We start from the raw sequence: 18291 nt of genomic DNA on the forward strand, positions 1-18291 counted from the left end.
GTACTGGACCGTCTAGTATGATTTTGAGCATGGAGCAGACACAGTCGGACGGGCGCACGGCCAGGAAACGCCGCGCCATCCTCGACGCGGCCCGCACCCTCTTCCTGCGCAACGGCTTCGCGGGCACCAGCATGGACGACGTCGCCGCCATGGCCGAGGTCTCCAAGCAGACCGTCTACAAGCACTTCGCGGACAAGCAGAGCCTGTTCGGCGAGCTGATCACGCTCGACATCTCCCAGATGGAGGTGGACCCGCACCCGCTCGAACTGGCCATGCCCGGCACCGACGACCTGGAGCGCGACCTGCGAGAATACGCCCGCATGCACCTGAGCGTGGTCATGCAGCCGCCCCTGCTGCGCATGCGCCGCGTGCTCATCGGCGAAGCCGACCGCTTCCCGCACCTGGCCCGTGCCTGGTACGAGAACGGGCCGGAGCGCTCGTGCGCCATCTTCGCCGGATGGTTCGAGGCGCTCGACCGGCGCGGGCTGCTCCACGCGCCCGACCCCATGCTGGCCGCCCAGCACTTCAACTGGCTCGTGCTGTCGATCCCGCTGAACAAGGCGATGTCCATGCCGGTCGAGGGCGCCATGTTCAGCGACGCGGAACTGCGCCACTACGCCGACGCGGGCGTGCGCGTCTTCCTGGCCGCCTACGCCAGCGGCACCGCCGCCTCTGCCGTGAACGGCAGGAACGTGAACGACTCCTGAAGGTAGAGCCTGACCGTGGCATCCGTGTGCGACAGGTAGCCGATCGACAGGTCCTGCCCCAGGTGCAGGTCATAGTCGCCACCCCGCGTGGTCAGGACCAGCGCGCCGGTCAGCGCCGGCGCCCAGATGATCTCGCCGTCCACCATGCGCTCGATGTGCGCGCGCACCGGGTAGCCGTGGTCGCTGGTCTCCGTCACGCCCGTGTACGCCTCCGCGCCCAGCAACACCGTGTACGGCCCGTCCACACCGGCCATGCGCAGCCCGCTCAGCGCCTGGGCGATCGCCTCCGGGTAGCCGGTGACCTCGGCGGGCAGCGGGATCGGGGTGTGCGAGCTGGCCGGGACGATGCCCGAGATGGCGGCCGCGCCGTACCCATGGAAGATCGCGCGGTCCTCGGCGATGGCCAGGGCGGTCGCGGCGTCCTTGGCCGGCTGCCAGTCGGAGTCGCCCGAGCCGCGCTCCACGTCGTCGATCGCCTCGCGGCTCAGCTCGAACGGCCGGCGCAGCTCCACCAGCGCGGCCACCTCGCGGCGGCGGGCCTCGACGCCGTCGCCCGGCGGCTCGATCCTGGTGTAGTGGCCGGTGCCGACGGCCGACAGGCCGGCGCCCGAGGGGCCGTGGGTGTCGACCACCCGGCGGCCGGCGAGGTTGCGCTTGAAGGTCCTGGCCACCTCCTCCTCGATCTGCGCCCAGGCGGCGGCGGAGATCGGCGCGAGGTCGCGGTGCAGGTTGTTCATGTCTGCGGGACTCCTTTGAGGCTGCCGATCTCGAGCGCGCCGGGCTCCTCGGTCTCCTCGGCGGCCTCGGCGAGGCGGTCGAGCAGGGCGGGTGCCGGGACGAAGTAGCTCGAGCCGGTCAGGGCGGTGGAGAAGTCCAGGATCCGGTCGTAGTTGCCGGGCGGATCGCCGGCGAACATGTTCGTCATCATCCGGTCGATGGTGTCCGGGGTCCTGGAGTAGCCGATGAAGTAGGTGCCGAACTCGCCCGCGGCGGCGTTGCCGAACGGCATGTTGTCGCGCAGGATCTTCAGCTCTCTGCCGCCCTCCTCGATGACGGTCAGGGCGTTGTGCGCCCACGGGGGCTTCGTCTGGTCGTCGAGCTCGACGTTGCCGAGCTTGGTGCGGCCGATGACACGCTCCTGGTCCTCGACCGGCAGCGCGTTCCAGGCGGTCAGGTCGTGCACGTACTTCTGCACGGTGACGTAGGAGCCGCCGGCGAACACCGGGTCCTCCTCGCCGACCAGCACCGACGCGGCGGCCAGGTCCTCGTCGTCCGGGTTCTCGGTGCCGTCCACGAAGCCGAGCAGGTCGCGGGCGTCGAAGTAGCGGAAGCCGTGCACCTCGTCCACGGCGGCCAGCGCGCCGGACAGCCGTTCCATGACGAGCGCGGCCAGCTCGAAGCAGAGGTCCATCCGCTCGGCGCGCAGGTGCAGCAGCAGGTCGCCCGGCGTCGAGGGTGCGTAGTGGACGCCGCGCACCTCCGGCATCGGGCGCAACATCGCCGGGCGCGGCAGGTCGAACAGCCGGTCCCACGCGTCCGCGCCGAACCCGAGCGCGCAGGAGAGCCGGCCGTCCATGCTGCGGAACCCGACCGTGCGCAGCAGCGCGGGCAGGTCGCCGCAGAGCGCGCGCACCGCGTCCCGGGCGGCGGCCCCCGGCCGGACGGTGGCGACGGTGAAGACGGCCGCCCGGCTCAACGGCCCGAGCACCGCCTGAAGTCCATGCTGTCGTGGGCTCACCTGGTCGAACGTTGCCGCCCGCCGGTAAGGCCAACCTCACAGGACAACCAACGGTCTGAATGGGTGGTTTCCGGCGGCCGCTCGCGGACACAGGCGAGGAGTGAGACGACTGCCCGCCCTCGGGGTATGCCTGACAGCCGCCTTCATGTCCGGCCTCGACGTGAGCATCGTCAACGTCGCGCTCCCCTCCATCGAGCAGAGCCTCCACGCCACCGAGGACGGCCTGCAGTGGGTGCTGTCCGGATACGCGCTCACCTTCGGCCTGCTGCTCGTGCCCGCGGGCCGGCTCGGCGACGCCCGCAGCCGCCGGACGATGTTCATGATCGGCGTGACGCTGTTCACGCTGGCCAGTACCGCCTGCGGGTTCGCGCCCACCACCCACCTGCTCATCGCCGCCCGGCTGGTCCAGGGCATCGGCGCCGGACTGCTCAACCCCCAGGTGTCCGGGCTGATCCAGCAGATGTTCCAGGGTCAGGAACGCGGCCGGGCCTTCGGCGCGTTCGGGGCCACCATGGGCGTCGCGACCGCCGCCGGTCCCGCGATCGGCGGCGCGCTCGTCACGCTCTTCGGCGCCGAGTACGGCTGGCGGTGGGTCTTCCTCGTCAACCTGCCGATCGGCGTGATCCTGCTGCCGCTGGCCTGGAAACTGCTGCCCGCGCCCGGCCCCGCCCTGCGCCGCCGGCAGCAGAGCATGGACCCCGTCGGCGTGTTCCTCCTGGGCCTCGGCGTGTTCGGGCTGCTGCTGCCGTTCATCCAGCAACACCAGTGGGACAGCCAGGCCAAGTGGCTGCTCGTCCCCGCCGCCCTGCTCACGCTGACCGCGTTCGTCACCTGGGAGCGCCACTACGGGCGTGAGCCGCTCGTCCAGCTCGACCTGTTCTCCCGGCGCTCCTACAGGTTGGGCGCCGCCATCGGCATGCTCTACTTCGCCGGGTTCACCGGCATCCCCTTCACCTACACCCTCTTCCTGCAGAGCGGCCTGGGGTACACCCCGCTGGAGGCGGGCCTGGCCATCACCCCGTTCGCCCTCGGCTCCGCGCTGGCGGCGCTGGCGGGCGGGCGCCTGGTCGCGCGGGCCGGGCGGCGCGTGGTCGCGGCCGGCCTGACGATCGTCCTCGCCGGCCTGGCCGCCACCATCGCCGTCACCTTCCTGGCGCCCGCCGCCGGGCTCGGCTGGTACACCGCGCCCACCCTGCTGGTGACCGGGCTCGGCAGCGGCCTGGTCATCTCGCCCAATCAGGCCATCACGCTGTCGGAGGTGCCGCCCGAGCACGGCGGCAGCGCCGCCGGAGTCCTGCAGACCGGCCAGCGCCTCGGCACGTCGTTCGGCATCGCCGCCACCGGTTCGATCTTCTTCGGCGCGGTCGGCGAAGGCTGGCCCGCAGCCTTCCGCAACGGCCTCGTGATGGTGCTCGTCTTCGTCGCCGCCGCCCTCGCCGCAGCCCTCCACGATCTGTCCCGCAGCCGCGGCAAAGGGCCGGTACATCGGCCCTGACCTGCGACTATCGTCGCGGATAGCGCACGATAGCGAAACGGTAGTGGGACGATGCCCGTCCCCTTGAGCCTGAGGCCAGTTGATCCACAGGACCGGCCCCCACCCGGGGCGAGGCGAAGGAGACGCAGGCCATGTTCACCGCCAAACTGACTCGTACGTTCATGCTTCTCATGTCGCGCCGCACCGCCAACAACCCCTGGGAATAACGGGTGCCGATCGGACCCAACCCTGGGGCCGGATGCCCTTCACACCGCTCACCCGGCAAGGAGGCCGACGTGAGTTCCCCCGAGCGCCGGGTCGAGCTGCGCAGCGACACCTTCACCCTCCCGTCGCGGGAGATGCTGGAGGCGATGGTCGTAGCCGAACTCGGCGACGACGGCTATGGCGAAGACCCGACGGTCAACGAGCTCGAGGCCATGGCCGCGCACGTGATCGGCAAAGACGCCGCCTGCTTCATGCCCAGCGGGACCATGGGCAACCTGTCCGCCATCATGACCCACTGCCCCCGCGGGGCCAAGGTCATCGTGGGTGCGGAATCTGATATCTACCTGTACGAGGCAGGCGGTGCCTCAGTGTGCGGAGGAGTGGTCTACCACCCGGTGCCGAATCGCGCCGACGGCACCATGGACCTCGCTCTCATCGCCGCCGCCTTCCCGGCCAGCCCCGGTGATCCGCAGTACGCCCTGCCCGCGCTGCTCTGCCTGGAGAACCCGCAGAACCACCGCGGAGGCAAGGTGCTGCCCGCCTCCTACCTGCGCGAGGTCACCACCTTCGCCCGGGAGAACGGCCTGACCGTCCACCTGGACGGCTCACGGATCTTCAACGCCGCGCTGAGCGCCCGCGTACCCGCGGCCCAGCTCGCCGGCTATGCCGACTCGGTGATGTTCTGCCTGTCCAAAGGGCTGGGCGCGCCGGTCGGCTCGATCGTCGCCGGGACCGCCGCCTTCGTCCGCGACGTGCGCCGCCTGCGCAAGATGCTCGGCGGCGGCATGCGTCAGGCTGGAGTGCTGGCCGCCGCCGGCATCGTGGCCCTGGCCAATCGCGACCGCCTGGCCGACGACCACGTGAGCGCCCGCCGGCTCGCCGACGGCCTGGCCGCCATGTCCGAGCTCGCCGTCGAACGCGTGGACCCCGGCATCAACATGGTCTTCTTCCGGGTGGCCACGTCCGAGCTGGACACTCACGCCTTCATCGCCGCCGCGCAGGCGCGAGGGGTACGGCTGGCGGAACTCGGCCACAACCGGATCAGAGCGGTCACCCACAACGGAGTGTCCGCCGACGACATCGGCTACGCCCTCGACGTGATCGGATCGATCCTCGCCGACGCCAGGAGGAGGGGACGGACCGATCGCCGACGCGTGCTCGCCGGCTGACGCCCTGGCCCGGCGGCGCTGTCCGACGCCGAGCACGCCACCAGAACACCTCCTGTCCCATTCGACGCCGGGGGCACACCCCGCCGGGAGAAACGCATGTTGTTCAGCCATGATCTGATCCGCTCGCTGGGCACGGCGGTCGACCTGGTCAACACGCCGCTCACCACCGTCGCCGACCTGGCGGCGCTCGTCGAACGCCGCAAGGTCGCCAGTCCGGACGAGGTCACCGGAGCCGACCTCGACGCCGTGCGCGGCTCGCGGGACGAGCTCCACCGCGTCTTCACCACGCCAGACCAGGCCGTGGAGCGTCTCAACAAGCTGCTCGGCGCGACCAAGGTCACGCTGCGGCTGTCCGAGCACGACGGCCTGCCCCTGCATCTGCACCACTCGGCCGAGCAGGCGCCGGTGGCCGAGCAGCTGACCGCCGACTGCGGTCTGGCCCTGGCCCAGCTGTTCGTGCACGGGGAGCAGACGCGTCTGCGCACCTGTGCCGCGGAAGGGTGCAGCCGGGTCTTCGTGGACGCCTCACGCAACCGCTGCCGGGTGTACTGCGACAGCCGTACCTGCGGAAACCGCATGCACGCGGCGGCGCATCGGGCGCGGCGCCGTAGATAGATCACAGACGTCGGGCCGGGCCGCCGGATCCACCTGGGGTTCGGTGTATCCGGCGGCCCGCGCCCGGCCCCTCGGCCGCAGCCCTCGACCGTGCGGTGGTGGAGGGCTGCGGCCAGGACCGGCTCGTCACCGTGTTGCGGGCGGTCCGGCGAGCCGGTCTTGCCGCCTGCCCCGGCGGCGTACCCGCGATGGCCGGGCGATAGTGCCGCGATAGCGGTCGCTGGCGTAGTGGGCGGCATCACGGGAGGGAGGGGTCGTGCACGTCGAGCTCCCGATGCGCGTGAAAGTGGACCGGGCCCACCTCGTGATGCTGGCCGAACGCCGGCTGGTGGCGCGCGAGCGGGTCGTCGCCGTGCTGCGCTTCCTGGAGACTCTCGCCTGCGGCGACCTGGACGCCGCGGACTACGAGGCGTACCTGGCCGAGCGGCTCGGCCCGGACGCGGGCGGCCTCCTGGAGACCGGCCGCGCGCGGGACGATCTCGACGCCACCCTCACCTCCCTCCGGAGCCGCGCCTGGCTGCTGGGCTTCGCCGAGAAGGCGATCCGCCTGGAGGCGATCCTGCTGGCGCGGGCCCGCGCCTACGAACCGGTGATCCTGCCGGGGCACACGCGCTTCCGGGCGGCCGCGCCGATCACCTACGGCTACTACCTCCTGGGAGTGGCGCGGGCGGTGGGCAGGGAGATCGACGCGCTGGTGGCCGCGGCAGGCGGGCTGCACACCTGCCCTCTCGGGGCCTGCGCCGGCGCCGGCACTGACCTGCCCATCGACCCGTCGCGCACCGCCGGCCTGCTCGGCTACCTCGACGCGGGCCGGCACGCGCTGGACGCGGTGGCCAGCCGTGACGCCGTGCTGCGCATGCTGGGCGCCGCCGCTGGGCTCACCGTCGTGCTCAGCAGGTTCGCCGCAGACCTCCAGGCGTGGAGCGCGGCCGAGTCATCTTTCATCTCCTTCCCTGACCGGCCGCGCTCCACTTTTCCGCTCGAACACCTCAAGGCCAGGCCCGCCAGGCTCGCCGGCGCCTGGGCAGGGGCGGTGTCGGCCATGGCGGCGGCGCCGTTCGCCGGCACGGCCGAGGTCGGCGCCGAGGCGATGGAGAACGTCTGGCCGGGGCTGTCGGCGGCCGAGCAGGCGGTGGCGATGGCCCAGACGGTGGCCGGGGGAGCACGGCCGGACGCGCCCGCGCCCGCGCCCGCGGAGGTGCCCGAGCAGGTGCGCGAGCACTCCTACGGCGGCGGGCCCGGCGCCTTCGCCGAGCCGTACCAGCGCGCCTACGCCTCCTGGGTACGGCACCGCCGCTGGTGCGTGGACTGGCGGGAGGCGCAGGCCGAGGCCGACGCCGCGCTGGAGGCGGCCGTGAAGAGCGTCCTGGAGCAGCCATGAGCTGGTTCGTGCTGGTCGAGGGCGGCGCCGAGGGCCGGATGTTCTGCACGCGAGCCCGTGAGCTGGGGCTGACGCCGATCGTGCTCACCCGCGAGCCCGGCCACGCGGCCGACGGCGTCGAGGCCCTGCGGGCGGACACCGGCGATCCGGCGGTCGTGCTGGCCGCCTGCCGGAGGCTCGGCGGCCGGGTCGCGGCGATCACCAGCGGCTCCGAGCGGCACCTGGCCACCGCCGCGGAGGTGGCCGGTCGCCTGGGCCTGCCCCATCCGGACCCGGCGGCGATCCGCGCCTGCCGCGACAAGGCGGTCCAGCGGGCGTTGCTGCGCGAGGCCGGCGTGCCCGGCGCGGCCTTCGCCACCGCCCGGACGCCCGGTATCGCGGTCGCCGCCGCTCAGGCCATCGGCTTCCCGGTGGTCGTCAAGCCGGTCGCCGGCTCGGCCTCGGTCGCCTCCCGGTTGTGCCGGGACGCCGCCGAGGCGGAGGCGGCCGCCCACGACGCGCTGCGCGCCGGCAGCACGGTCATGGTGGAGGAGTACCTGCGTGGCGCCGAGTACTCGGTGGAGACCTTCGGCGACCAGGTCGTCGGCGTCACCCGCAAACACCTCGGCGCGGAGCCGTACTTCGTCGAGATCGGGCACGACTTCCCCGCGCCCCTCGACCTCGCGGCCCGCGCCGAGGCCGGCGAGCTCGCGCACGCCGCGCTGAAGTCCCTGGAGTTGTGCTGGGGCCCGGCGCGCATCGAGATCAGGTACGGCGCGGCCGGCCCGCGCGTCGTCGAGGTCAGCCCGCGACCGGCCGGCGGCGTGGTCGCGCGGATGGTCGAGGCGGCCACCGGCATCGACCTCGTCCGGCACACGGTCGCCAAGGCCGCGGGCCTGGAGCTCCCGCTGCGCGCCACGGTAAGGCGGGCGGCGTCCGTCCGCTTCCTGGTGGCCGCGCGCGAGGGCCGCCTGGCCGGGATCGACGGGCTGGAGGCGGCCAGGGCCGTGCCCGGCGTGGTCGAGGCCGGGCTGACCCGCGAACCCGGCCAGGAGGTGCGGCCGCGCGGCTCGCCCCGGGACCGGATCGGCTACGTGATCGCGGTGGCCGGCACCGGCGTGGCCGCGGCCCGCGCCGCCACCGCGGGGCTGGCCACGCTGACCGCGCGCATCACGCGATAGCGCGGCGATAGGCAGACGAAAGGCGCCGGGACGAGCGTGACCACAGCGAGCGGAGGTGCGGTGAAGACGGTAACGGCGCTGGTCGAAGCCCGCGTGGCGGCCTCGCCGGAGGCGATTGCGATCGTGGACGACACGGGCGCGACCACATACGGCGAGCTGAACCGCCGGGCGGAGGAGATAGCGGCCTGCCTTGTGGCGAGGGACGTGGGCCGCGGGTCGCTGGTCGCGGTACGCACCGGCCGGTCGGCGGCGATGGTCGCCACCTGGCTGGGCGTGCTGAAGACCGCGGCCGCCTACCTTCCGCTCGACGGCTCGTACCCGGAGGCACGGCAGCGGTTCATGCTCGCCGACTCCGGGGCCGAGCCGGTTCTCGACGGCGCCGAGCCGCAGATCGGGCTCGACGCGACCGCAGCGCGCGTCGAGCCCGATGACCTCGCCTGCGTGATCTACACCTCCGGCTCCACCGGCCTGCCGAAAGGTGTCATGATCGAGCACCGGAGCCTCGCCGGGACGCTCGAGTGGTACGCGGACGCGACCTGCCTGTCGCCCGGCGACCGGGTGGGCCAGACCGCGGCGAGCGGCTTCGACGTGGCCGGCTGCGAGATCTGGAGCGCGCTGGCCGCCGGCGCCGAACTGCACATCGCCCCGGAGTCGGTCAGAAAGGCGCCGGAGGAGCTCTGCCACTGGGCGGCCGAGCGCCGCCTGGACGTGCTGTACATGGTGACGCCGCTCGCGCAGCTGGCCGTGGAGAACGGCTGGCTGGATCGCGCCCCGCCGAGGGTCCTGACCACCGGAGGGGAGCGGCTGACGGTGACGCCGCCGCCGGGCGCGCGCTATCGCCTCCTCAACATGTACGGCCCGGCCGAGACGGCCGTGGTGGCCACGTGCGCGGAGGTGCCCCCGGGCAGCGAGGCGCCGCCGCCCATCGGCCACCCGATAGCGGGCGCTACCGCGCTCGTGCTGGACGCCGCCGGGCTGCCGGTGCCCCCGGGCGTGCCCGGCGAGTTGTACATCGGCGGCGCCGGGGTCGGCCGCGGCTATCTGGGCCGCCCGACGCTGACCGCCAAACGTTTCCTGACCCGGGCGGGCGAGCGCGTCTACCGCACCGGTGACCTGGTGCGGCGGCGCGTCGACGGGCAGTTGGAGTATGTCGGCCGGGCCGACGACCAGGTGAAGATCCGCGGTTTCCGCATCGAGCTGGGCGAGGTGGAGGCGCATCTGCGCGCCCACCCGGAGGTGACCGACGCCGCGGCGGCCGTGTGGACGCCGGCCCGCGGTCACCCGCGCCTGGCCGGGTACGCGGTCGGGCTGTTCGACCCGATCGAGGTGCGCCGCTGGCTGGCCCGGCGGCTGCCGGCGCACATGGTGCCCGCGGTGATCGTGCCGATGGCGAGCCTGCCGCTGACCCCCAACCAGAAGCTCGACCGCGCCGCCCTGCCCGATCCCGCCCGGCTGCCCGACACCGCGGTGCTGACCGACCCGGGTGAGCGCGCGCTGGCCGCGGACTGGCGGGAGGCGTGCGGCGTGGTCGTCCGCGGCCCCGGCGACAACCTGGCCGAGCTGGGGGCGGACTCCCTCGACCTGATCCTGGTGCGCGCCCGCGTGGCGGCCAGGGCGGGGGCGCCGATCCCGGCCGACCTGCTCACGCTGGTGCAGCCGCTGAGCGAGCAGGCCGCCCTCCTCGCGGCGCTGCCCTCGCTCGAGGCCGCGGCGGCCTGTGGCAGGCGGGCGCCATGATCTACGACAACGTGATCGACTGGGCCCGTAAGTTCCCTGGGCGGCCGTGCGTGATCGAGGCGGGGCGCGTCTTCACCTGGGCACACCTGCTGGAGGTGTTCGAGGACGGCCGCCGCGAGCTGAAGCGGGCCGGGATCGGCCCCGGCGACCTGGTCGCCGTCGGCGGCGTGCGCCGGGGCGCGGCGATCGCGGGCATGCTGGCCGCCTGGTCGGTGGGCGCCGCCTACCTGCCTCTGGCGTACGGGACGCCGCTGGCCCGCGCCGAGCTGATCCTGGACATCGCCCGCCCAGCCGCCATCCTGGACGACCCGCTCGTGGCCGACGGCGACTGGGGCGGCTTCCACCTGCTGGACGACCCGGCCAAGCTCAATCCGGCGACGGCCTACGTGATCTTCACCTCGGGATCCTCCGGCGTGCCCAAGGGCGTGATGGTCGGGCACGCGGGGCTTGGCCCGCTGACCGAGTGGTACCGGGAGATCACCATGCTGGCCCCGGGTGACGTGGCCGGCCAGGTGGCCTCGCTCACCTTCGACGCCAGCGTCCTGGAGATCTGGGGCGCGCTGGCCAACGGCGCCACGCTCGCGGTCCCGCCGCTCGACGCCGTGCTCGACCCGGAGGTCTACCAGGACTTCCTGCGCGAGCACGAGGTCAGGGCCGCGTTCGTGCCGACCGGCATGGTGGCGCCGCTGTTCGACCTGGACTGGCCGGAGGACGTCCCCACCCGCATGCTGTTCACCGGCGGCGAGCGGCTGACCCGCTGGCCGGAGCCGCGCCACCCGTTCGCCTTCTACAACTGCTACGGCCCGGCGGAAAGCACCGTCGCCGCGACCTGCCACCTGCTCGACCCGCGCGCCGCCCGCCGCGAGCCGCCCCCGATCGGCCGCCCCCTGTCGTACGTGCACACGCGCGTGGCCGAGGACGGCGAACTGTGGCTCGGCGGCCCCGCGATCGCCCTCGGTTACCTGGGCGCCGCCGACGACTCCTTCGTCGAGCACAACGGCGAGCGCTGGTACCGCACGGGCGACCTGGTCACCCAGGACGCCGATGGCGTCCTCCACTACGTCTCGCGCACCGACGACCAGATCCAGCTGGACGGCCGCAGGACGGAACCGGCCGAGATCGTCCACACCATTCTCATGCTCGCCGACGTCGCCGACGCGTTCGTCTTCACGCGCGAGACCCCTTCAGGGGAGGTACGGCTGAGCGCCGCCGTCACCCCGGCCACCGTCGCCATGCAGGAACTCCGGCACCACCTCGAACGGCTGCTGCCCGCCTACATGATCCCGTCCGAGATCATGCCGATGGACGCGTTCCCTCTCACCGCCCACGGCAAGGTCGACGTCGACGCCCTCAGGGAGCGACGATGAATCTCGACAGTCTCTTCTCACCGGTGCGGCACGCTCTGGCCGCCCTGGTGACGCGGCAGGAGGCCGACACCCGCCCTGCCGTCCACGTCTTCCTGCTGACCTGCCACGCGATCGTCCTGCGCTACTGCCTCGGGATGTTCACCGAGGCCACGGCCAGACGGCTGCTCGGCCATCTGGTGAACGTCGCGCTAGGGGGCACCAGGACGCACCTGCTCACCCGGACCTGGGCCGGGTCCGCCAGAGGGGAACCACCTACCGGGACGGTGGTGAGTCTCGTCCGGGCACAGGCGGCGGCCTCGCCCGGGGCGAGTGCCCAGGCCCGCGGTGAGCAGGTGCCCAATCTTCGCCGGGTGAAGGGCGAGGTGCCGCTCACGCCGGTGCAGCGGCGCTTCACCACGATCGGCGGGCTCGACTCCCAGTCGGTACGGCTGCGCTGGGGCGAACCTCCCGACCCCGATCGCCTGCGGGCGGCCCTGGGCCGGCTGATCGCCCACCACGACGCCCTGCGGCTGCGCCTGCGCAGGACGCCGGGCGGCTGGCGGCAGCACGTCGCCGAGAGGGAGAGCGCCGACCCGCTCCTCGACGGCCCCCGGCCGCCCGGCGGCCGGTGCGTCGATCCGGCGCGCGGGCCGATGCTGCGCGCCAGCCTGGACGGACGGGACCTGACGATCACTGTTCACCGCCTGGCCGTCGACGCGGCCTCCTGGGACATCCTGCTCGACGACCTGGCCACGGCCTACCAGGGCGGCCCGCTTCCGGCCCGGACCACCCCCTTCCGCCGCTGGGCCGAGCGCCTGGCCGGGCATGCGGCCGCGCCGGAGTTCGCCGCCGAGGCCGCCTACTGGCGCACGCCACGACCGGAGCCGGCGTCCTTCCCCGTGGACCACCCGGGCGTGACGCACGCGGACGCGGCCACGCTGGTGCGCACCCTCGACCCCGCTTACACGCGGGCCCTGCTGGCCAAGGAGGTCCACGACCTTCTGGTCACCGCCCTGGCCCAGACGGTCGCCGATCACACCGGGCGTCCCGACGTCCACCTGGATCTGGAGCGCGACGGCCGCGTGCCGCCCTTCGCCGGCGTGGACCTGTCCAGGACGGTCGGCCCGTTCACCGTCGTCCACCCCTTCCACGTGCACCTGCGTGACGCCCTGGACACCGACCGCTGCGTCAAGGCGGTGCGTGAGGTCCTGCGCACCACGCCCTGCCAGGGCGTCGGCCACGGCCTGGCGGGCGGGCGCGCGGCGGCCCCGATCAGCTTCGCCTACGAGGGCGTGGTCCCGCGGGGATCGGGTGTGTTCACCCGGCTCACGCCCGAGTCCTGCCCGGGGCGCTCGCACCTCATCGAGGTCCGCGCGGCCGTGGTGGACGAGGTTCTGCAGGTCACCTGGGCCTACTCGCCCGCCCAGTACCGAGAGGAGACCGTGAGCGCGCTGGCCGAGCGCTTCCTGGACCGGGTCGTGGCGCTGCTCATCCCGTCCGGGCGGCACACGCCACGCGGGCGGGCGTTTCTCGACCGGTTCTTCCCCGGAATTCCGGCCACGTTGCTGCGCATGCACCGGCACCGCGTGCCCGGCGCGGCTGTCGCGCTGGTGGCCGATGGCGTGGTGGCCGAGGCGTGGGGCGAGGGGCTTGCCTCGGCCACCACCGGGCTCCCGGTGCGCCGGGACACGGTCTTCTGCGCGGGTACGGCAGGCGAGCACGTCACCGCGCTGGCCGTCCTCCGGCTGGCCCGCGAGGGGGTCGCCGATCTGGACGAGGACGTCAACCACTACCTCAGTGCCCCGGGGGTGCGCCCCGGTCTGACCCTGCGCGTCCTGCTCACGCGCACGCCCGAGGGCGGCAAGGTGGTCGAGCGGGTGCTCTGCGCGCTGACGGGCAGGGATCTGCCCGGGCTCATGCGGGAGCTGGTCTTCGACCCCCTGGGCATGCGGCACAGCGGCTACGACGCGCGCCTGCCGAAGGCGGCCACGGGCCACGACCGGCGGGGCAGGCCGCTGTCCGGCTGCCCGGCCGGACTGTGGACCAGCGCGGAGGACCTGGCCAGGGTGGCCACGGAGATCCAGCGGGCGTACGCGGGCACCGGCGTGCTGCTCGACCGCTGGGCGGCCACCCAGCTGCTGACCCCCGTCCCGGGCACCGTCCACGGGCTGGGCACCGTGGTCCGGGAGGCGGACGGTGTGCGCTGGTTCGGGCACACCGGGACGGCGCCCGGATATCACTGCTATTCGGGGGTGGGTCTCGAAACGGGCGCCGGAGTGGTCCTGATGTCGAACGCAGAGTCGGGAATGGAGTTCGCCTTCGACCTTCTGGTGGAGCTCGGGGCCGGATTCCACACCTGGACGGAGCGCTAGTCGTAACCTGACGGGTGCCATCTGCTGGTTTCGGCGGGTGGCACCCGTTGAGTTTGCGAGATTAACTCGTATGTTGGCATTGGTGCGCGCCTAGGCCCCCGTGCGCCAAGCTGGCGCTCCACATTGCCATAATTCGCGCATATAGTGACCTCTGCAGATCAACGGTAACTCTTTGTCAAGTGAGAAGGTGGGCGTTGATCCTCGAGTTTCGGGTGCTTGGGCCGCTCGAAGTATTCGCCGGAACCAAGGTGGATATCGAGGGCCGCCGACGCCAGATCGTGCTGGTGATGTTGTTACTCGAGCCTGGCCGGGTGGTCACCACCGGCCGGCTGATCGAGGCGCTGTACGGCGACGAGCCGCCGAAGACGGCCGACGCCCAGGTGCAAATCTGCATCTCCCAGTTGCGCAGCTGGTTCGCCAAATACACCGACAGTGAGGTCATCGTCACCCATTCCGCCGGATACCTCATCCGGATTCCGGAGGACTGCCTCGATCTGACCCGCTTCCGCCGGCACATCACCCGGGGCCGCGAGGCCGCCCGTGCCCAGGATCTCGAAGGCGCGGTCAACGAGTTCCGCGCGGGCCTGGCCCTGTGGCGGGGCGAGGCGCTGGAAGGCATCAACAGCCGGCGCGTGCAGGCCGCCGCGACCCGGCACAACGAGGAACGCTTCGTCGCGCTGCAGGAGTGCATCGACCTGGAGCTGCGCCTGCAGCGCCACCACGAGCTGCTGGGCGAGCTCAAGGAACTGGTCGCCGTGCACCCGCTGCGCGAGGAACTCCACATGCAGCTCGCCCTGGCGCTCTACCGCGCCGACCGGCAGGTCGAGGCGCTGGAGGTGCTGCGGAACGTGCAGTACACACTGGTCGAGGAGCACGGGCTGAGCCCGGGCGAGGAGCTGCGCCAGCTCGAGCAGGCCATCCTGTCGCAGGATCCCTCCCTGGCCGCCCCCGCCTCGGAGCCGACGAAGATCGTGCCGCACCAGCTGCCCGCCGCGCCGTCCAACTTCGTCGGCCGCGACGAGGTCATCAGGGAGGTCCGTGACCGCCTGGTCAACCCTGGGCAGGTCCACCGGGCCGCGGTGGTCATGGTCACCGGACCCGGCGGGGTGGGCAAGACGGCCCTCGCCGTACACGCCGCGCACAAGGCGCGCGAGGAGTTCCCCGACGGCCAGCTCTACGTGCACCTGCGCGACGCCGACGGCCACCCGGTCCCGGCCGAGCAGGTGCTGGAGCGGCTGCTGCGCTCGCTCGGCGTCGCGCCGTCGGTGCTGCCGAGCGGCATCGTCGAGCTCGGCACCATGTACCGCAGCGTCATGGCCAACCGCCGGGTGCTCGTCGTGCTCGACGACGCCGCCAGCGCGCGGCAGATCCTGCCGCTGGTGCCCGCCGAGCCGCGCTGCGCGCTCCTGGTCACCAGCCGCCGCTCGGTCATCGGCCTGCACGGCGCCCACCACGTGGACCTGGACGTCTTCGACGAGAACACCAGCCTCGAACTGCTCTCGCAGGTGATCGGCGAGGCCCGGGTCATGACCCAGGAGGCGGCCGCCAGGCGGCTGGCGGAAGCCTGCGGCCACCTGCCGCTCGGCCTCGGCATCGTGGCGGCCAAGCTCTCCATGCGCCAGCACTGGCCGATCGACCAGATGGTGCGCAGGCTCGCCGACGAGCGGCGCCGCCTGGACGAGCTGATCCTCGGCGACGCCAGCGTCCGCGCCACGATCTCGATCTCCTGCCAGGAGCTCGACCCGCCCGCCGCCCGGCTCGTGCTGCTGCTCGGCGCCCTCGACGAGGTGGACTTCGCCGGCTGGATCGCCGGCCCGCTGCTTGACATGGACCCGTACGTGGCCACCGACATCCTGGAGACGCTGGTCGAGGAGCGGCTGGTCGACATCGTCGTGCGCGACGACCAGCAGGTGCGCTACCGCCTGCACGACCTGACCAGGACCTACGTGCGCGAGCTGCTGGCCCGCGAGATCCCGCTGGAGGAGCAGGAGGAGGCGCTGCACCGGCTGCTGCGCTGCTGGCTGCACCTCGCGGGCCGGGCCCACCGCCAGGCATACGGCGGCGACTACACGATCCTGCACTCCGCCGTCGAGCCGTGGACCCTGCCGGAGGAGCTGGTCGAGAGCCTGATCGCCGACCCGATCGAATGGTTTCAAACAGAGCTGACGAACCTGGTCTCCGGCGTGCACCAGGCCGCCAGGCTCGGCCTGCACGAGTTGTGCTGGGACCTGGCCGTCACCTCCGTGACCTTGTTCGAGACCCGCTCCTACCGGCAGGCGTGGCGCGAGACCCACGAGATAGCGTGGGGCGCGGTACGGCGGGCCGGCGACAAACGCGGCGAGGCCGTCGTGCGCTACTCCCTCAGCGGCCTGGAGCTCGTCGAGCAGCGGCTGGCCGAGGCGCAGCAGAACCTGGAGGCGGCCCGCGCCTGGTTCGAGGCCAGCGGCGACATCCACGGCCGCGGCCTGGTCCTGCGCCACCTGGCCTTCATCGAGCGCACCAAGGGCCAGTACTCGGTGGCCCAGGACTGGTACGAGCAGGCGCTGAAGGACCTGCGCGGCGCGGGCGACCTCGTGGGGGAGGCGCACGTGCTGCGCAACATCGCCCAGATCCACCTGGAGTCCGGACGGCCGGAGGAGGCCGAGCCGTACCTGCGTGAGTCCTTGGCGATCTGCGTGCGCACCGGGTCGAGCCGGATCGAGGCGCAGGTGCGCTACCGGCTGGGCGAGGCGATGCTCACGCGCGGGCGGCTGACGGAGGCCGAGGAGTCGTTCGACGCCGCCCTGTTCACCGCGACCAGCATGAACGACTCGATCGGCGAGGCGTTCGCGCTGCTCGGCATCGGCCGGGTACGGCTGGCCCAGGGCGACTTCGTGGGCGCGCAGCCCCTGCTCGGCGACGCCCTGATGTCCGCCTGCCTGGGCGGCAGCCAGTTGTGCGAGGGTCAGTCGCTGCTGGCGCTGGCCGAGCTGGCGCTGGCCGGGAACGATCCGGACGCGGCAGGGGTACGGCTGGACCGTGCCGAAGCCATCTTCACCGACATCGAGGCCAAGGCGTGGCGGGCCAGGGTGGACGAGCTGCGGGCCAAGTTCTGACCGGTCAGGCGGGGAAGAGGGCGTCCACGTAGGCGTTGCGGAACTTGCCCGGGGGGTCGAGCCGGCGCCTGAGCCGGGCGAAGTCGGCGGCCCGCTCGTAGAGGGCGCCGATCTGCCGGGGCCGGGCGGTGGTCAGCTTGCCCCAGTGCGGCCGGGCGCCCAGCGGCAGGAGCCGTTCCTCGACCGCGCGCAGCGCCGGCATGACCGCGGCGGTGTCCCTGATCCACGTGAAGTGGATCGTGAGGGAGTCGCGGTCGTAGGCGGGGCTGAGCCACAGATCGTCGCCGCGGACCGTGCGCACCTCGGAGATGTGCAGCACGGGCGCCACGAGCGGGCCGATCTCCGCGATGGCCGCGAACGCCTTGCCCGCCGCCTGCCTGGGCAGGTAGTACTCCGACTGCAACTCCTGCCCGGCGCTGGGCGCGTGGGCGGGGCGGAAGTGCGGCAGCCGTTCGTGCCAGGGGCCGGGCACGCCCTGTTGCTTGGTGCAGGCCCGCGCCGGCATCCCGGGCACCGGATGCATCGGGCGCTCCGCGGCCCGCCCGCCGGCCCAGCCGCTCTCCGGCCGGGGCCCGGGGGCGTCGAGGCGGTGTTTGAGCCAGACCGCGGCCCGGCCGCTGCGCCAGTCGGTGAACGTGCTGACGCTGTAGGCGGCGCCGAACACCTCGTCGAAACAGTCGGCCACCTCGGTGAGCGGCACGTCGAGGCGGACCCGCTGGGCCACCTCGTAGGCGGGCTCGATCTCCAGCGTCAGCCGGGTGACGATGCCGAGCGCGCCGAGGGCGACGACGGCGCCGGGGAAGACGCCGGGGTCGTGGTCGCGGCTGAGGGTGACGAGGTCGCCTTCCGGGCCGACCATCTCGACGGCGACGACCGCGGCGGCCAGGCAGCGGGAGCCGTCGCCGGAGCCGTGGGTGGCGGTGGCGCAGGATCCGGCGACGGAGATGTGCGGCAGCGAGGCCAGGGTGGCCAGCGCGTATCCGGCGTGGTGCAGGTGTTCGGCGACGTCGGCGTAGCGCAGGCCGGCCGAGACGGCGGCGGTCGACGTCGCGGTGTCGATCTCGACGGACCCGGGCAGAGCGTCCAGGCGGACCAGGTCGTGGACGGTATCGGCGACGAGGCTGAAGGAGTGGCCGCTGCCGAGCGCGCGCACGCGGCGGCTGGTGGCGACCAGGTGGCGCAGGTCGCCGAGGGTGGCGGGCCGGTGCACGCGGGCGGCGCCGAAGGTGACGTTGCCCGCCCAGTTGGTGATCGGCATGTCGGCTCCCGGTC

General features: G+C 73.0%; 13 protein-coding genes. 10 read left to right on the forward strand and 3 right to left on the reverse strand.

What is annotated here, in order from left to right; translation table 11 throughout:
• The first annotated feature begins 29 nt into the window (after positions 1 to 29).
• Positions 30 to 707 (forward strand): TetR/AcrR family transcriptional regulator, encoded by a 678-nt coding sequence (locus tag FVE25_RS26240; RefSeq protein WP_157249741.1) that lies wholly within the window; start codon positions 30 to 32, stop codon positions 705 to 707.
• On the opposite strand, the gene FVE25_RS26245 is transcribed toward FVE25_RS26240, so the two are convergent.
• Entirely contained in the window at positions 650 to 1444 is a 795-nt protein-coding gene (locus tag FVE25_RS26245) for a family 1 encapsulin nanocompartment shell protein (protein WP_157249742.1), read from the reverse strand. The genes FVE25_RS26240 and FVE25_RS26245 overlap by 58 nt on opposite strands.
• Entirely contained in the window at positions 1441 to 2415 is a 975-nt protein-coding gene (locus tag FVE25_RS26250; RefSeq protein WP_246267470.1) for a Dyp-type peroxidase, read from the reverse strand. The genes FVE25_RS26245 and FVE25_RS26250 overlap by 4 nt, the downstream gene beginning before the upstream one ends.
• A 130-nt stretch (positions 2416 to 2545) precedes the next feature.
• Between FVE25_RS26250 and FVE25_RS26255 the strand changes: the two genes are divergently transcribed.
• The 9 genes from FVE25_RS26255 to FVE25_RS26295 all read left to right on the forward strand — a co-directional run bounded on the left by FVE25_RS26255 (position 2546) and on the right by FVE25_RS26295 (position 17019).
• Positions 2546 to 3940, forward strand: coding sequence for an MFS transporter (locus FVE25_RS26255; RefSeq protein ID WP_281367894.1), 1395 nt, complete (start codon positions 2546 to 2548; stop codon positions 3938 to 3940).
• Positions 3941 to 4215: 275 nt separating this feature from the next.
• Positions 4216 to 5313, forward strand: a complete 1098-nt coding sequence (locus tag FVE25_RS26260; RefSeq protein WP_219825646.1) for a GntG family PLP-dependent aldolase — start codon at positions 4216 to 4218, stop codon at positions 5311 to 5313.
• A gap of 96 nt (positions 5314 to 5409) precedes the next feature.
• On the forward strand, positions 5410 to 5928 hold the full coding sequence (locus tag FVE25_RS26265; protein ID WP_157249745.1) for a CGNR zinc finger domain-containing protein: 519 nt from the start codon (positions 5410 to 5412) through the stop codon (positions 5926 to 5928).
• Positions 5929 to 6184: 256 nt separating this feature from the next.
• The gene (locus tag FVE25_RS26270; RefSeq protein ID WP_157249746.1) at positions 6185 to 7309 is read left to right on the forward strand and encodes a lyase family protein; all 1125 of its coding nucleotides are present in this window, start codon (positions 6185 to 6187) and stop codon (positions 7307 to 7309) included.
• The gene (locus FVE25_RS26275) at positions 7306 to 8469 is read left to right on the forward strand and encodes an ATP-grasp domain-containing protein (protein WP_157249747.1); all 1164 of its coding nucleotides are present in this window, start codon (positions 7306 to 7308) and stop codon (positions 8467 to 8469) included. The genes FVE25_RS26270 and FVE25_RS26275 overlap by 4 nt, the downstream gene beginning before the upstream one ends.
• Positions 8470 to 8529: 60 nt before the next feature.
• Positions 8530 to 10206 (forward strand): amino acid adenylation domain-containing protein, encoded by a 1677-nt coding sequence (locus FVE25_RS26280; protein WP_181019718.1) that lies wholly within the window; start codon positions 8530 to 8532, stop codon positions 10204 to 10206.
• Positions 10203 to 11573 carry an amino acid adenylation domain-containing protein gene (locus FVE25_RS26285; protein ID WP_157249749.1) on the forward strand — a complete coding sequence of 457 codons (1371 nt, stop codon included), beginning with the start codon at positions 10203 to 10205 and terminating at the stop codon, positions 11571 to 11573. Before FVE25_RS26280 ends, FVE25_RS26285 begins: the two co-directional genes overlap by 4 nt.
• Entirely contained in the window at positions 11570 to 13924 is a 2355-nt protein-coding gene (locus FVE25_RS26290; RefSeq protein WP_157249750.1) for a serine hydrolase, read from the forward strand. The genes FVE25_RS26285 and FVE25_RS26290 overlap by 4 nt, the downstream gene beginning before the upstream one ends.
• A 194-nt stretch (positions 13925 to 14118) precedes the next feature.
• On the forward strand, positions 14119 to 17019 hold the full coding sequence (locus FVE25_RS26295; RefSeq protein ID WP_157249751.1) for an AfsR/SARP family transcriptional regulator: 2901 nt from the start codon (positions 14119 to 14121) through the stop codon (positions 17017 to 17019).
• Between the two features lie 4 nt (positions 17020 to 17023).
• Here FVE25_RS26295 and FVE25_RS26300 read toward each other — a convergent pair whose 3' ends face one another.
• Positions 17024 to 18277, reverse strand: a complete 1254-nt coding sequence (locus FVE25_RS26300; protein WP_181019719.1) for a D-arabinono-1,4-lactone oxidase — start codon at positions 18275 to 18277, stop codon at positions 17024 to 17026.
• Positions 18278 to 18291 lie beyond the last annotated feature (14 nt).

Source organism: Nonomuraea typhae (assembly GCF_009760925.1).
Lineage (GTDB): Bacteria > Actinomycetota > Actinomycetes > Streptosporangiales > Streptosporangiaceae > Nonomuraea > Nonomuraea typhae.

Coding starts and splice junctions, on each gene's coding strand:
- FVE25_RS26240 (WP_157249741.1), top strand. CDS start 30: ATGGAGCAGACACAGTCGGACGGGCGCACGGCCAGGAAACGCCGCGCC.
- FVE25_RS26245 (WP_157249742.1), bottom strand. CDS start 1,444: ATGAACAACCTGCACCGCGACCTCGCGCCGATCTCCGCCGCCGCCTGG.
- FVE25_RS26265 (WP_157249745.1), top strand. CDS start 5,410: ATGTTGTTCAGCCATGATCTGATCCGCTCGCTGGGCACGGCGGTCGAC.
- FVE25_RS26275 (WP_157249747.1), top strand. CDS start 7,306: ATGAGCTGGTTCGTGCTGGTCGAGGGCGGCGCCGAGGGCCGGATGTTC.
- FVE25_RS26285 (WP_157249749.1), top strand. CDS start 10,203: ATGATCTACGACAACGTGATCGACTGGGCCCGTAAGTTCCCTGGGCGG.
- FVE25_RS26290 (WP_157249750.1), top strand. CDS start 11,570: ATGAATCTCGACAGTCTCTTCTCACCGGTGCGGCACGCTCTGGCCGCC.
- FVE25_RS26300 (WP_181019719.1), bottom strand. CDS start 18,277: ATGCCGATCACCAACTGGGCGGGCAACGTCACCTTCGGCGCCGCCCGC.